We start from the raw sequence: 13,277 nt of genomic DNA, 5'->3' as shown, positions 1-13,277 counted from the left end.
ATTCTTATAAGCTTGTAAAGTTTCTGTTTAATTACACCCCGAGAGTGCTACAAAATTCAATAAATCAGAGGGTTACGGGACTATTGTACCAAAAGGAAAAAATTTGGGGTGTAATGACGGAGTGAGCGTTTTGGGTGTAGCGGCGTCGTGAGCGAAAGTTGCGAAGCGGAAAAAGTGCGCCACGGTTTACATGCAGAATAGCCCAGAGGTTTGGCGCACCCGCCGAGCAACCGAGCAACCGAGCGAACAGCCGCGGAACCCTTAGCGAACGGCGTCATTACACCCCGATTTATCAAGATGTACCGCCTACAACCTCAAGACTTCTTTATTTTAGTTATAACTTTGATTTTGAACTAAAGGAGAGTGCACCATGACCACTGTCCAAAAACAAGAACAAATGTACGAAGGAAAAGCCAAAAAAGTTTTCCGGACCGACGATCCGAACATCTATTGGATTCAATACAAAGACTCGGCAACCGCTTTTAACGGCGAGAAAAAAGCTGAAATCGATAACAAAGGCATCTTGAACAACCGTATCTCGGCCCTCTTTTTCCAATATCTTGAGAAACAAGGCGTTCCGACTCACTTCGTGGAGCTGTTGAACGATCGGGAAATGCTGGTCAAATCACTGGAAATCATCCCTGTCGAAGTTGTTGCCCGGAACATTGTCGCCGGATCCTTGGCCAAGCGGATCGGACAACCGGAAGGGACCGTACTGGCTAAACCGGTATTGGAGTTTTACTACAAAGATGACGCCTTGGGTGATCCCATGATCAACGAATTCCATATCGCCGCTCTCGAATGGGCCACTCCGGAACAGATGGATGCAATCAAAGCGATCGCTTTAAAAGTGAACGAGATCCTGAAAGAATTCATGGACACTTTGAATATCGACTTGGTCGACTTCAAACTTGAATTTGGCTTGCACAATGGAACGGTGCTGCTCGGTGACGAAATCTCTCCGGACACCTGCCGTTTCTGGGACAAGGACACCAAAGAAAAACTCGATAAAGATCGTTTTCGCCGAGATCTGGGCGGGTTGGAAGAAGCGTATCGAGAGATCCTGCGTCGCTTGGAAAGCAAGTTGAAGGACTAACCGTCCTCAACATGAAAATTTTTTTCCCTATAAAATACTGGCGGGAGGCCAAAACATGTCAATAGACGTAACCCACGATCTCCCTTGGGATAAGATGCGGGAAGAGTGCGGGGTCATCGGAATTTATGGTCCCGGGAAAGATGTTGCCCGTTTGGCTTACTTTGGCCTTTACGCCTTGCAGCATCGGGGACAGGAAAGCGCCGGCATTGCCGTTGGCAACAGCCGTGAAATTGAGTTCCATAAAGGTATGGGTCTCGTGACAGAGGCCTTCAACGAACGTAAGTTGGAGGAACTGAAGGGCCATGTGGCCGTCGGCCATGTCCGCTATTCCACGACCGGTTCCAGCCTTCTGGCCAACGCTCAACCGCTGATTTTCCGCTATTCCAAAGGGATGATGGCGGTGGCTCACAACGGAAACCTCACCAACGCCTCCGAAATGCGCCAAAATCTCGCATTAACCGGTGCTGTCTTTCAAACGACGACCGACACAGAAGTTATCGTCAACCTGCTCGCCCGGTACGGCCAGTCCTCCTTAGAAGAAGCCCTGATCAAGACGATGGTCGATATCAAAGGATCTTATTCCTTGATCGTCATGACAGAAAATCGCATGCTTGCCTTACGAGATCCCCACGGGGTGCGTCCTCTCTGCATCGGCCGTTTGGACGACGCCTACATCATCGCTTCCGAGTCCTGCGCTTTGGATACCTTAGGCGCCACCTTTGTCAGGGATGTGGAGCCGGGTGAGATTGTCGTCGTCGACGGCAGCGGGTTGACCTCGATCAAAGCGTTGTCGCAACCTCGCCGAGCGGCTTGTATTTTTGAGTATATCTATTTTGCCCGGCCTGATTCGCTCATCGACGGCATCAGTGTGAACCGAGCTCGGCGAGCCATGGGTCGTCAACTGGCTCGTGAATGCCCCATTGAGGCCGATATCGTCATCGGCGTTCCTGATTCGGGCACGGCGGCTGCCTTGGGCTACGCCGAAGAATCGGGCGTGGCTTTTGACCAAGGGTTGATGAAGAACCGCTATGTGGGACGCACCTTTATTCAGCCGACCCAAGAGATGCGCAGTCAAGCGGTACGGTTAAAGCTCAATGCTGTCGCCAAGGCTGTGGAAGGCAAACGAGTGATCATGATCGACGACTCCATCGTGCGGGGGACGACGAGCGGAAAGATCGTTCAGATGCTTCGCCAAGCCGGTGCTAAAGAAGTGCACATGCTCGTTTCTTCGCCGCCGATTACCCAGCCTTGTTACTATGGCATCGATACGTCTGTACGGAAAGAATTGGTTGCCGCCACCAAAACAGTGGAAGAGGTCCGTCAAATGATTGGTGCTGACAGCCTCCACTACTTGTCTGAGGAAGGCCTCCTCGCGGCCATGATAGGGCAAAACGCAAACGTTTCCCGCAATACCTACTGCATGGCCTGCTTCAACGGGGAATATCCTATAGAAATCCCAGTCGGTTTGGACAAGTACACCATGGAAGGTTGCGGCTGCTAGGAGGATGATGATGACGGAAACAGAAAAAACAACAGGCCTCACATACGCCCAAGCCGGCGTGGACATCACCGCCGGCAACCAAGCCGTCGAAATGATGAAGGGACACGTAAAAAGCACCTTCCGTCGGGAAGTGCTCACCGATATCGGCGGTTTTGGAGGACTCTTCGCCCTCAATGCCAAACAGTACGAGGAACCTGTCCTTGTCTCCGGCACTGACGGGGTTGGAACGAAGCTGCGTGTCGCCATGATGATGGACCGTCACGACTCGATCGGCATCGACTGTGTGGCCATGTGTGTGAACGATATCCTGGTTCAGGGTGCCGAACCGCTGTTCTTTTTAGATTACCTCGCTGTAGGGAAATTAACACCAGAGAAGGTCGCCGCCGTTGTCTCCGGCGTCGCTGAAGGGTGCCGTCAGGCCGGATGCGCTCTCATCGGCGGTGAGACGGCAGAAATGCCCGGTTTTTACGCTGAAGAAGATTATGATGTGGCTGGGTTCACAGTTGGAGTCGTCGACCGGAAAAAAATTATCAACGGCTCGACCATTTGTCCCGGCGATGTCATTCTCGGTATCCCTTCATCTGGTCTGCATAGCAATGGTTACTCGCTAGCTCGCAAGGTATTTTTTGACCATTGCGGCCATAATACGGATACGTTCCTACCGGAACTGGGAAAAACGGTAGGAGAAGAGTTGCTCACACCGACTCGGATCTATGTGAAACCGGTCTTGTCGGTACTCAACGAAATCGACATCAAAGGAATGGCTCATATCACTGGCGGCGGTATCACTGAAAACGTCCCCAGAGTTCTTCCCAAGGGTGTTCAGGCGGCCATCGAACTGGGACAATGGCCGATTCCGCCCGTTTTTTCGGTACTAAAAGCCAAAGGAAACGTAGCCGAGAGCGAGATGCTTCGGACCTTCAACTGCGGTATTGGTCTTGCCGTCATCGTAGGGGCTGACGACGCGGAACGGGTATCGGAACTGTTGACCGCTCAGGGTGAACAGTGCTTCCCCATCGGTGTGATTGAAGAGAGTGCCGAAGGGTCGGAGGCAGCGCCGAAAGTAATTTACCGTGGTACGATGCCCTGGAGCCGGGAGGAAGGGGAATGACCTTAAAACTAGGCGTGCTGGCCTCTGGCCGTGGATCAAACCTTCAAGCCGTCCTAGATGCTATCGATGCTGGGAAGTTGGACGCGCAAGTGGCTATGGTCATCTCGGACAAGCAGAATGCCTATGCCTTGGAGCGGGCCGCTTCCCGGGGCATTCCAGCCGTTCATCTTCCGCCTGCCGATTATCCCGAGCGACCGGTTTACGATCGCAAGGTCGTTGAACTACTGAAAAGTGTCCACGTGGATACGGTCGTCCTGGCCGGATACATGCGTATTGTAACGGGTGAGCTGCTTGACGCTTTTCCTTGGCGAGTCGTCAATATTCACCCGGCTTTGCTCCCGTCATTTCCTGGATTACATGCTCAGCGGCAGGCTCTTCAGTATGGCGTACGCTATTCCGGTTGCACGGTTCACTTCGTCGACGAGGGCCTCGATTCTGGTCCCATCATCCTGCAAGCCGTCGTTCCAGTGGAACCGGATGATAGTGAGGATACTCTGTCGGCACGTATTTTAAAAGAAGAACACCGACTTCTGCCAGAAGCATTGCAGCTGTTGGCCAAAGAACGGTTAGCCGTAGTAGGTCGCCGAGTGATTATCCGGTAAAACGGTGATAAAGGTGGACCTTATCAATGAGACATCAATGATACAAGTGGAGGGGAAGGGTAATGAAACGTCGAGCCCTGCTCAGCGTATCGGACAAATCAGGAATTGTCGATTTTGCCCGTGGCCTAGTTGAACTCGGTTTTGAGATTGTCTCTACCGGTGGTACATATAAGACCATCAAAGAGGCGGGCGTTCCTGTCACTTATGTGACTGAAATTACAGGTTTTCCAGAAATCCTCGATGGTCGAGTGAAGACCCTCCATCCGAAGGTTCACGGCGGCATTTTGGCTCGCCGGACTCCTGACCATCTACAACAGTTGGAAGACAACGCTATCGTTCCGATCGATGTGGTCGCTGTCAACCTTTATCCTTTTCGTCAGACGATCGCCAAACCAGATGTCACCTTGGAAGAGGCAATTGAAAATATCGACATCGGCGGGCCGGCCATGGTGCGGGCATCGGCGAAAAATCATGCCTACGTTACCATTGTCGTCAACCCGAGCCGGTATACCTCAATCTTAGATGAGCTGAAAGCAGCGGGAGCCCTGTCCGATGAGACCCGACGGGCACTGGCGCAAGAAGCTTTCGCTCATACGGCGGAATATGACAGTGCGATTGCAGCATACCTAATGCAAGGCCAGGCGGATCCTTTCACAGGGATCTTTGCTCCTGGGAAAGTGGAAAAAGTGCAGGATCTCCGCTACGGGGAAAACCCCCATCAAAAGGCCGCTTTCTACCGAGAAGTCGGTTTTAAAGGAGCCGGTGCAGGAACGGCAAGACAGTTGTGGGGCAAAGAGCTTTCCTTCAACAACCTCATGGACTTAAATTCGGCTCTTGAACTCGTTCGAGAGTTCGCTCAACCGGCTGCGACCATCATCAAGCATAACAACCCCTGCGGCACGGCCATTGGGAAAGATCTGGTTGAAGCTTATGTAAAAGCCCTTTCGGCTGATCCTGTATCCGCCTACGGTGGGATTATCGCCCTCAACCGCACGGTCGATGTGGATACAGCCAATGAAATCGTCAAGACCTTTATGGAAGCGATCATCGCGCCCTCTTATGATGAAGACGCTTTGGATGTATTAAAGCGGAAAAAGAATCTGCGTATCATGGAAGTAGGTCCCTTAACAGGAATGCCCAACTTTGATGTAAAGAAGATCCGCGGTGGGTACCTCGTTCAAGATGCTGACCAAGGTCAAGTGAATGCAGAAGAACTGAAAACAGTAACGGAACGGGCGCCCGAAGAAGAGGAACTGATCGACCTGATGTTCGCTTGGAAAGTGGTCAAACACGTCAAGTCGAACGCGATTGTCGTCGCTAAAAACGGTGTAGCCATCGGCGTGGGCGCCGGGCAGATGAACCGTGTCGGTTCCGCCTTTATCGCTTTAGAACAAGCGAAAGCTTCCAAGGTGGGCCTGGTCGAAGGGGAAAGCAGCCGACCGGACTCGGAAGGGGCTGTCTTAGCTTCTGACGCCTTCTTTCCCTTTAAAGATACAGTAGAAACGGCGGCTGGATACGGGATCACTGCCGTCATCCAACCGGGCGGATCGATCCATGATGACGAGTCTATTGAGGCTTGCAACCGCCTTGGACTCGCTATGGTCTTCACCGGTATGCGTCACTTTAAACACTAATACGGGGGTAGTCCCTTTGAAGAAACTAAAACCAAACGGATTAAAAGTCCTCGTTGTCGGCGGCGGTGGACGGGAACATGCCCTGGTATGGAAATTACGCCAGAGCCCTCGTGTGTCTGAAGTCTACTGTGCTCCTGGTAATGCTGGAATCGAAAAAATCGCTAAGTGTGTCAATATCAAAGCCGATGATGTCACGGGCCTTCTGACCTTTGCCTGGGAAAAACGGATCGATTTGACCGTTGTCGGACCGGAAGCGCCCTTGTCTGCCGGGATTGTTGACGTATTCAACGATCATGAAATGCCGATCTTCGGACCTACTCAAAAAGCCGCTGAGATTGAGGGAAGTAAAGCTTTCTCCAAGGATCTGATGCAAAAGTATGGGATTCCTACGGCCTCTTACGGCGTTTTCACTGAGGTAGAACCTGCGCTGGCTTTTGTCGACGAGTTAGCCGCCCGGAAAACTATCGCTGGGTCTCCTTGTGTAGTGAAAGCTGATGGCCTAGCCGCCGGTAAAGGGGTCATCGTGGCTAAAGATGTGACAGAAGCGAAAGAAGCGGTCCGCTCCATGTTGGAGGGGAATGCCTTCGGTTCCGCTGGCAGCCGTGTCGTCATTGAAGAATTTATGGAAGGCGAAGAGGTCAGTATCCTCGCCTTCACTGATGGTGACCATGTAATCCCCATGGTTTCGGCGCAAGATCACAAGCGCATCTTTGACAATGACGAAGGACCGAACACGGGCGGTATGGGAGCGTACTCACCGGCGCCGGTTTATACGGAAGAACTGGCCCAGCAAGTCCAAGAGAGCATCTTAAAACCGACGGTAGAAGCCATGAAGGCAGAAGGGCGCCCCTACAGCGGTGTTCTCTATGCCGGCTTAATGATCACCGCTGAAGGCCCCAAAGTGCTCGAATACAACGCCCGTTTCGGCGACCCGGAAACACAACCGGTGCTCATGCGTCTCGATACAGACCTCGTTGACATTATCGAAGCCATATTGGAGAAACGGCTCGATCAACAAGCCATTTCCTGGAGCACTGACGCCGCCGTCTGTGTGGTCATGTCTGCCAAGGGTTATCCTGGTGACTACGAAAAAGGAAATTTCATCACCGGACTTGACAATCCCATCGCAGGAGTCGAAGTTTTCCACGCGGGTACGGCGCAAAAAGGCGACCATGTCGTGACGACGGGCGGACGAGTATTAGGCGTGACTGCCAAAGCTCAAGGGATTCGAGAAGCGATTGAACTCGCTTACCGTCAAGTGGGTAACGTCTGTTTTGATGGTGCTCACTACCGGAAGGATATCGGTCGCCGTGCCTTGGAGCGTCTGTCTTAAACTGTAGCTGAAAACCACATTTTTTCGCATGTATACGGTTGCAATACAGAACAATGGATAATTCCTCCAACGGCTATCAGGGATAAAAGTCCTCCAATCGAGACATGCTATCTGATGCAACAGAAGAAGTATGCTGGAGGAGGGATAGCTGAGTGCGACCCTTACGTGAAATAATGACCCAGGACATTACCTCCATTTCCTCAGACAAGAGCGTCATCGAAGCGGCCAAAATCATGAAGCAGCTCGATGTAGGCGCTGTGCCTGTGGTACAGGGGGATAAATGTATTGGCATGATCACCGACCGAGACATCGTCTTACGGGTGGTGGCTCAGGGGCAGGATCCTCAGAACACGCAGGTTAACGCTGCCATGACTTCGGATCCTATAACTGCTAGCCCCGATATGGATGTCCATGCAGCGGCAGATTTGATGGCAGAGCGGCAGATTCGACGGCTCCCGGTAGTCGAGAAGGAACGCTTGGTAGGTATTGTTGCCCTAGGTGACTTAGCGGTGACGAATATCTTCCAAAATGAAGCCGGAGACGCCCTATCCGAAATATCGGAACCAGCACGGCCATTGATGTAGTACAGAAAAACACGGGCATATGAAAGCGAAGGATGGTACAGGACTCCATCCTTCGCTTTTTTTGTGTTAACGATTTACAAATGGGAAGCTAACCTGGAGAGCTTTTCCGAGATAAAATTAAGCGAATCGACCATTTCTGCGATTTCCTGAGTGGCCCGTGACTGCTCCTCGGCGACGGTGTTGTTTTGCTGGGCCCCCACAGTTACCTTACTGATATTCTCTTTAAATTGTGCTAAAATTTGATTTATTTCTCGGGCTGACGTACCGCTTTCCTCGGCTAACTTCCCCACTTCATTGGCCACGACGGCGAAGCCCCGTCCCTGTTCACCGGCCCGGGCAGCCTCGATGGAAGCGTTTAAGCCCAGCAGTTTGGTCTGATTGGCGATTCGCTGGATGAATCCAATGATGTTCGCGGTAGCCTTGACATGAGTCAACGCTTCTTCGGAGATATGGTTTAAAGATTGGCTGTTCGCCGCCAACTCTTGAGATGATGCGGAGAGCTCTTCGATCGAAGCGGCTGCTGTTTCAACCGCCTGGGTCATTTCTTGGATAACCGACTGCAAGGTGATCTTCGTCGATTCGTCTTGGAGCATCTTTGTCAACAGGCCTGAAGCGATTTTAGCAACGGGCTCTACTATTTCTATCGTTCCAGCAATACCAAAAGTGCCAATCTTTTGACCGTTAAATTTAACAGCCAGATTGATTCCCACTTTTAAGGTTCCATTGGATTTTGCCACTTCTTCGGCAGTAACGGGGTATCTATCTATATTGCTATTCATAATTCTTTGGGAACCCATATGGATGATGCCGACTCGGCTGCGTTTTGAGTCGGCAATAATACGACCACTTGGATCGCAGACAATCGTATCGAAACCTGTCTGTTCTAAGATGAAATCAACTAATTCAAAGGCTACCCGTTCGCTTAAGTTCATTCGCTGTATTCCCTCCACCGGAAACACCGTATTCGATCTATATGTAACTTTTTCGACATTAGTTTCATAGATCCCTTTTTCACTAATAGTATAAAAATTAAAAAAGGGGGATGTAAAAATCCCCGAATATGGTTGCGTAGCTTTTACTGTTTATTTTGGAATCGTTGACGAAGGACTGGCAGAATAAATCGATCTAAACCGATGATGCCAGCAACAGGCCCCGCAGTGAGCAGGAGCAGTTGTAAGACAAGCATCTCCGGATTGGTGCTTGAAGTACCCGCCCAGAGGTAATTTAGATTCATAAAGGCGCCTACAAGGGCGGCGAAAGTAGTAAATAAGCCAAGAACTAAGGCAATGCCCACGAGTACTTCACCGTAAGCAACGAGGTAGGAAAAGAGCTTGGCGTTAGGCAAGGCGATACTGTTGATTAAATTGGCGTACCAACCATGAACTTCCGGATGAGCCCCTTCAGCCGCCTTGGCGATGGCGCCTTTCAAAAATCCTGTTACGGCTGTACCAGCACCTGCTCCCGTCCATGCAGGGTTCCCGACTTTCTCCAAACCTGATGATAACCATTCATAGCCTAGCCAAAGCCGAACGAGTAACCACAAAATCCCTAAATTTTCTCGTTGCAACCCAATAATCTCCTTTCACATCGATTTCATTACGCTTATCCTGTACAACCTTTTGAGAAACCATACGAAAGAAGCCGGCCCCCAAAAAGGGCCGGCTTCTTTCGACTCCGCTATAGGGCGGTTCGCTATAGTTCCGGTGTTTCCATCCCGTATTGACTCCATTCTTCCCGGGAAGGACCATAGATTCCGGGAACAGATAGACCGGCTTGACGCATCAAAACGGTCATCTGCCCCCGGTGATGAATCTGATGGTTGATTAGCACCTGTAAGGTGAAGCTATTCTTCCATGACTCTCCATATAGATTTCGCTCTTCTTGAAGCCTGTCGTCCGTCCAAGAACGCTCCATAGAGGACAGTAGGTTCTGACTGGTTTGCTTATAGGCATCAATGATTTCCTGGGCAGTAGCGGGGACAGGAGATTCGGGGTCGACGGAGGAGAACTCCAATCCTGTTCGAGTCATCATCTCTGGAATCGTCGTTACGATGTGCCAGGCGATGCGTCCTAAGGTGCGATCTTGAGCGGTGACAGACTGTTGCAGCGAAAGGTCTGTTAGAGCGTTGAAAATTCGCAGGGTTCCTTCCGATTCGGAACGCCAGACTTGATAGAACTCAGGCAGAGAAGTGAACATATGAGGTCCTCCTTGTGCTCCTTATTACATAATCTGCCCAAAAGTTCGGTTTCCATGGAAGGTTTTCCTGCTGCTCCGATAATTTTATAACTCATCTTATTTCCGCTAGGGTGAATTCAAAAGATCCGATACAAAAACAAATTCCACGCCCATTTTCTCTAGTGGAGAAATCATCTCTTGAATTGCCTGTGCGGTGTAAGGCCCTTGACCACCTACGTGTCCAATCGCGATTGCCTGGCCCTTTTGGAGAGCCATTTTTCCTGCTTCCAACAACTGTTGTTTGACGTATTCAAGGGAGCCGTCTTTATTGTGGTCCAAAAAGACATTTCGCTGTAAAAAGGGAACTTTCACTTCCTTAGCCAGACTCGGGAAGACCGACTCATCGGTGGTCCGGCTGTCAACAAAAATCCACTGGTGCTTTTTGATTTCCTCCAGGGTAAACCGGGCGGAAGTCTTATCTTGGCTTACGCCAACCCCCATATGGTTATTCACACCGATAGCGAAAGGCATGATGCTTTTTGCGTCATCGAGGATGTTTTTTACGTCTTCGTGACTCATACCTTTAGCGATGTAACGAGGGCCATGCCACGTGACAGGCACTTGGTTCGATTCCATCGGCATATGTACCATCACCTCAAAACCTAAGGTATAGGCACGGGCAGCTAATTCTTTCGAGTCTTCAAAAAAGGGCATGATGGCCATCGTCAGCGGACGATTGATGGAGAAGAACCGATCAACACCACTGGCATGGTTGCCAAAATCGTCGATGATGATGGCCAGTTTTCCTTTTTTTCCTTGAGACGTGTTTGTGGATACGGTCGATGTGAGCGGTTCCATGGGACTATCGACGTTCAGAATCTCTGGAATCTCTTCCGTCGACAATTCATCGGTCATCGTCTTTTGGGCCGGATCTTTCGAGAAATAGCGAACGACCCCTTCGGCGATTCGTTCAGCAATGGCATCTTGAAAATTCTTTTGCCCGAATAAAGTCCGGTCATTATCGTTGGTGATGAAGCCCATTTCGACGATCACCGACGGCAGTTTCGTGTACTCCAATACATAATAATCACCGGATACAGGCTGATGGCGGTATACTTCTCCTTTTTTTGCCTGTTCTGAATAGAAACTGTTCAGTTCTTTTTGTAAGACAAGAGCTAATTCTTTCGATTGGGGCGTATGCGGCTCTTGGGGATGATAGAGCAGAATGGCACCGCGTACATTGGGACTGCTGGAAGAGTTCATATGTAGGCTCAGCAACAAGTCTCCCTTATTTTGATTGGCCCAGTCAATACGGTTGTTCAAGTCGGTACGGTAACGGCGAGGATCATTGGGGGGGAGGTTGCTTAAATCTTGATCCGTCTCGCGGTTGACGACGACTTCGCCGCCTCGTTTTTCGATCGCTTGCTTGAGGGCTAAGGATACATGAAGATTGATCGTCTTTTCTAAGGTTCCGTCTTTGGTATTCGCACCGCCGTCGATTCCGCCATGGCCCACATCGATGAGGATTTTTTTTCCGTGGAGGGGAGGATGAGCCACCGGTTCTTCCGAGGGCGGGGGAGAGGGACTGGAACGGAGGTACCAATATAAGCCTGATCCGATCGCGGCAAGGATGATTGCTGCTATAGCCAATACCCATCTTCGTTTTGCCACCAATATCATTCCTGGCGCGCCTCCTATTGAAAATTTAAACCCAGCCGAAGGGGCTGGGAGTGGCGTTATGGAAACATTCGGTTGAATCGAGATTCATTTTATGAAGGGGTCGTATTTTTTGTATTAGATTGTTCGGGATGACCTCCGTCATTTTGTTCATCCTTCTCTTTGTACGGTTCAAGTGCTGCATTCTCGTCGCTGTAACGTAACAGAGTTTGCTTGCCAATGTAGGTACCATTCTTCCCGATATGTTTCATTGGCGTCACCTCCACTACAGGATTATGAGTAGAGAAGGCCGCTGATGCTTTTTTCCAAAAATAAGCAAGGGCGCCTCTCCTTTGTAAGGATGGGCGCCCTTAAGCACACTTTCATACTTGTAGCGGTTGATTTTCGCAAAAAAGAGGTCATCCAATGAATCAATGGGGACGATTCCACATCATGGTCGGGGATGAACTAACTGGCCGCCGCCGTGCCTGTATCTTCACAGCTTTGGTGAGACGAATGAAAGGAATCGTTTTTGCCAGTTGATCTTTTTCGGCGGAGTCGGCCATATTCCCGAGAACCCCAACGGCTCAATGCATCGTCCTCTTGAATATTCAGCGTTACATTGTGAATATTGGGGTAGATTTTTTTCAAACGATTTTCGATTTCATATTTCACGTCTTCAGCTTGAGCGACGGACATGTGTTCCGGCAGTTCGATGGTTCCATCTACATCCAGATAAGAACCTTCTTGGACCACATCTAGTTCATAGACGTCCTCAACACCGTCGACTTTCATGATGGTATCAGCGATTTCATCGACCACCTCTACTGGTGCTGTAAAACCGATGAGACCCTTTATATTCTCCCAAGCGACTTTTACAGCGATGCCAAACAGCAATACCCCGATGATTAATCCGGCCAATCCGTCCCCCCAAGGAAAGATATCTAGATAGGTCAAGGTAATGCCGGTGCTAGCGATGACGATGGCAACGGTAGCGAGTAAGTCCTCGAAGAAGACGAGACGAGTTTCAGGAGAAGCTAAGTGGTACTTTTCGAAAGACAATTTGATCAAAGCGATTCCTCGGGCCTCTGATTCGGCCTCTTGACCGATGTCTTTCATGGCCTGGTATAACACATAGCCGTCGACAAGTAAAGAGGCGGCTAGAACGGCCTGGTTCCACCAGAAACCACTGACCGTAGTCGCTGCAGGATGGAGAAAAATAGCCTGATAACCATGTTGAATCGTTTTAACGGCGTTTATTCCCATGAAGATGGCTACAAAAAGTACGATCAGGTTGGACAGACGGCCGAAACCGTTGGGGAATGAGGGATTCGGTTTGCGGGCGGCGCAGACAGAACCGAGAAAAACGGCGGCCTGTGCCGAACCATCGTTGAAACTATGGACAGCCTCGGCTTGCATAGCCGGGGAGCCCGTCGCTTGACAGGCCGCCCACTTGAACACTGCAAGCAGGTAGTTGCCCAGGGCGCTCTGCAGAGCCGTGAAGTTGGCCTGTTTTAGCAAGTCTAACGCTTGCCTACCCAATGATAAAATCAACTCTCCTTCTTAATCCCGGTGGTTGTGATCT

12 protein-coding genes and 2 pseudogenes are annotated in these 13,277 nt (G+C 50.4%); 7 read left to right on the top strand and 7 right to left on the bottom strand.

Annotation, left to right across the window (positions count from 1 at the left end; all coding sequences use genetic code 11):
- Positions 1-370 precede the first annotated feature (370 nt).
- The 7 genes from purC to GJ688_RS08710 all read left to right on the top strand — a co-directional run bounded on the left by purC (position 371) and on the right by GJ688_RS08710 (position 7,861).
- The gene (purC, locus tag GJ688_RS08740; protein ID WP_155476170.1) at positions 371-1,096 is read left to right on the top strand and encodes a phosphoribosylaminoimidazolesuccinocarboxamide synthase; all 726 of its coding nucleotides are present in this window, start codon (positions 371-373) and stop codon (positions 1,094-1,096) included.
- 55 nt (positions 1,097-1,151) lie between these two features.
- The gene (purF, locus tag GJ688_RS08735) at positions 1,152-2,597 is read left to right on the top strand and encodes an amidophosphoribosyltransferase (RefSeq protein WP_155476169.1); all 1,446 of its coding nucleotides are present in this window, start codon (positions 1,152-1,154) and stop codon (positions 2,595-2,597) included.
- 10 nt (positions 2,598-2,607) lie between these two features.
- Complete coding sequence (purM, locus tag GJ688_RS08730; protein ID WP_155476168.1) at positions 2,608-3,708, top strand: phosphoribosylformylglycinamidine cyclo-ligase; 1,101 nt, start codon at positions 2,608-2,610, stop codon at positions 3,706-3,708.
- Positions 3,705-4,310, top strand: coding sequence for a phosphoribosylglycinamide formyltransferase (gene purN / locus GJ688_RS08725; RefSeq protein WP_155476167.1), 606 nt, complete (start codon positions 3,705-3,707; stop codon positions 4,308-4,310). The genes purM and purN overlap by 4 nt, the downstream gene beginning before the upstream one ends.
- Before the next feature lie 62 nt (positions 4,311-4,372).
- Positions 4,373-5,944, top strand: coding sequence for a bifunctional phosphoribosylaminoimidazolecarboxamide formyltransferase/IMP cyclohydrolase (purH, locus tag GJ688_RS08720; protein ID WP_155476166.1), 1,572 nt, complete (start codon positions 4,373-4,375; stop codon positions 5,942-5,944).
- 16 nt (positions 5,945-5,960) lie between these two features.
- Positions 5,961-7,277 carry a phosphoribosylamine--glycine ligase gene (gene purD / locus GJ688_RS08715; protein WP_235910873.1) on the top strand — a complete coding sequence of 439 codons (1,317 nt, stop codon included), beginning with the start codon at positions 5,961-5,963 and terminating at the stop codon, positions 7,275-7,277.
- Positions 7,278-7,429: 152 nt separating this feature from the next.
- A complete protein-coding gene (locus GJ688_RS08710; RefSeq protein ID WP_328597342.1) occupies positions 7,430-7,861 on the top strand; it encodes a CBS domain-containing protein in 432 nt (143 codons plus the stop codon).
- A gap of 74 nt (positions 7,862-7,935) precedes the next feature.
- Here the strand turns inward: GJ688_RS08710 and GJ688_RS21545 are convergent.
- The 7 genes and pseudogenes from GJ688_RS21545 to GJ688_RS08680 all read right to left on the bottom strand — a co-directional run.
- A pseudogene (locus tag GJ688_RS21545) lies at positions 7,936-8,256 on the bottom strand (methyl-accepting chemotaxis protein); the annotation flags it as partial.
- A 144-nt stretch (positions 8,257-8,400) separates the two neighbouring features.
- Positions 8,401-8,793: pseudogene (locus tag GJ688_RS21540) on the bottom strand (sugar diacid recognition domain-containing protein); the annotation flags it as partial.
- A gap of 143 nt (positions 8,794-8,936) precedes the next feature.
- Entirely contained in the window at positions 8,937-9,428 is a 492-nt protein-coding gene (locus GJ688_RS08700) for a DoxX family protein (protein WP_155476163.1), read from the bottom strand.
- 125 nt (positions 9,429-9,553) lie between these two features.
- Positions 9,554-10,057: a DinB family protein gene (locus GJ688_RS08695; RefSeq protein WP_155476162.1), complete on the bottom strand. Its 504-nt coding sequence runs from the start codon at positions 10,055-10,057 to the stop codon at positions 9,554-9,556.
- 105 nt (positions 10,058-10,162) lie between these two features.
- Complete coding sequence (locus GJ688_RS08690; protein WP_155476161.1) at positions 10,163-11,716, bottom strand: divergent polysaccharide deacetylase family protein; 1,554 nt, start codon at positions 11,714-11,716, stop codon at positions 10,163-10,165.
- An 89-nt stretch (positions 11,717-11,805) separates the two neighbouring features.
- Entirely contained in the window at positions 11,806-11,964 is a 159-nt protein-coding gene (locus GJ688_RS08685) for a hypothetical protein (protein ID WP_155476160.1), read from the bottom strand.
- Positions 11,965-12,160: 196 nt separating this feature from the next.
- Positions 12,161-13,234 (bottom strand): cation diffusion facilitator family transporter, encoded by a 1,074-nt coding sequence (locus GJ688_RS08680; RefSeq protein ID WP_155476159.1) that lies wholly within the window; start codon positions 13,232-13,234, stop codon positions 12,161-12,163.
- Positions 13,235-13,277 lie beyond the last annotated feature (43 nt).

Source organism: Heliobacterium mobile (assembly GCF_009720735.1).
Lineage (GTDB): Bacteria > Bacillota > Desulfitobacteriia > Heliobacteriales > Heliobacteriaceae > Heliobacterium > Heliobacterium mobile.
This window is presented reverse-complemented; position numbering and strand designations above follow the sequence as displayed.

What these genes read in the sequence shown, in the direction of transcription:
- purC (WP_155476170.1), top strand. Translation starts at nt 371, where the DNA reads ATGACCACTGTCCAAAAACAAGAACAAATGTACGAAGGAAAAGCCAAA.
- purF (WP_155476169.1), top strand. Translation starts at nt 1,152, where the DNA reads ATGTCAATAGACGTAACCCACGATCTCCCTTGGGATAAGATGCGGGAA.
- purM (WP_155476168.1), top strand. Translation starts at nt 2,608, where the DNA reads ATGACGGAAACAGAAAAAACAACAGGCCTCACATACGCCCAAGCCGGC.
- purN (WP_155476167.1), top strand. Translation starts at nt 3,705, where the DNA reads ATGACCTTAAAACTAGGCGTGCTGGCCTCTGGCCGTGGATCAAACCTT.
- purH (WP_155476166.1), top strand. Translation starts at nt 4,373, where the DNA reads ATGAAACGTCGAGCCCTGCTCAGCGTATCGGACAAATCAGGAATTGTC.
- GJ688_RS08695 (WP_155476162.1), bottom strand. Translation starts at nt 10,057, where the DNA reads ATGTTCACTTCTCTGCCTGAGTTCTATCAAGTCTGGCGTTCCGAATCG.
- GJ688_RS08690 (WP_155476161.1), bottom strand. Translation starts at nt 11,716, where the DNA reads ATGATATTGGTGGCAAAACGAAGATGGGTATTGGCTATAGCAGCAATC.
- GJ688_RS08685 (WP_155476160.1), bottom strand. Translation starts at nt 11,964, where the DNA reads ATGAAACATATCGGGAAGAATGGTACCTACATTGGCAAGCAAACTCTG.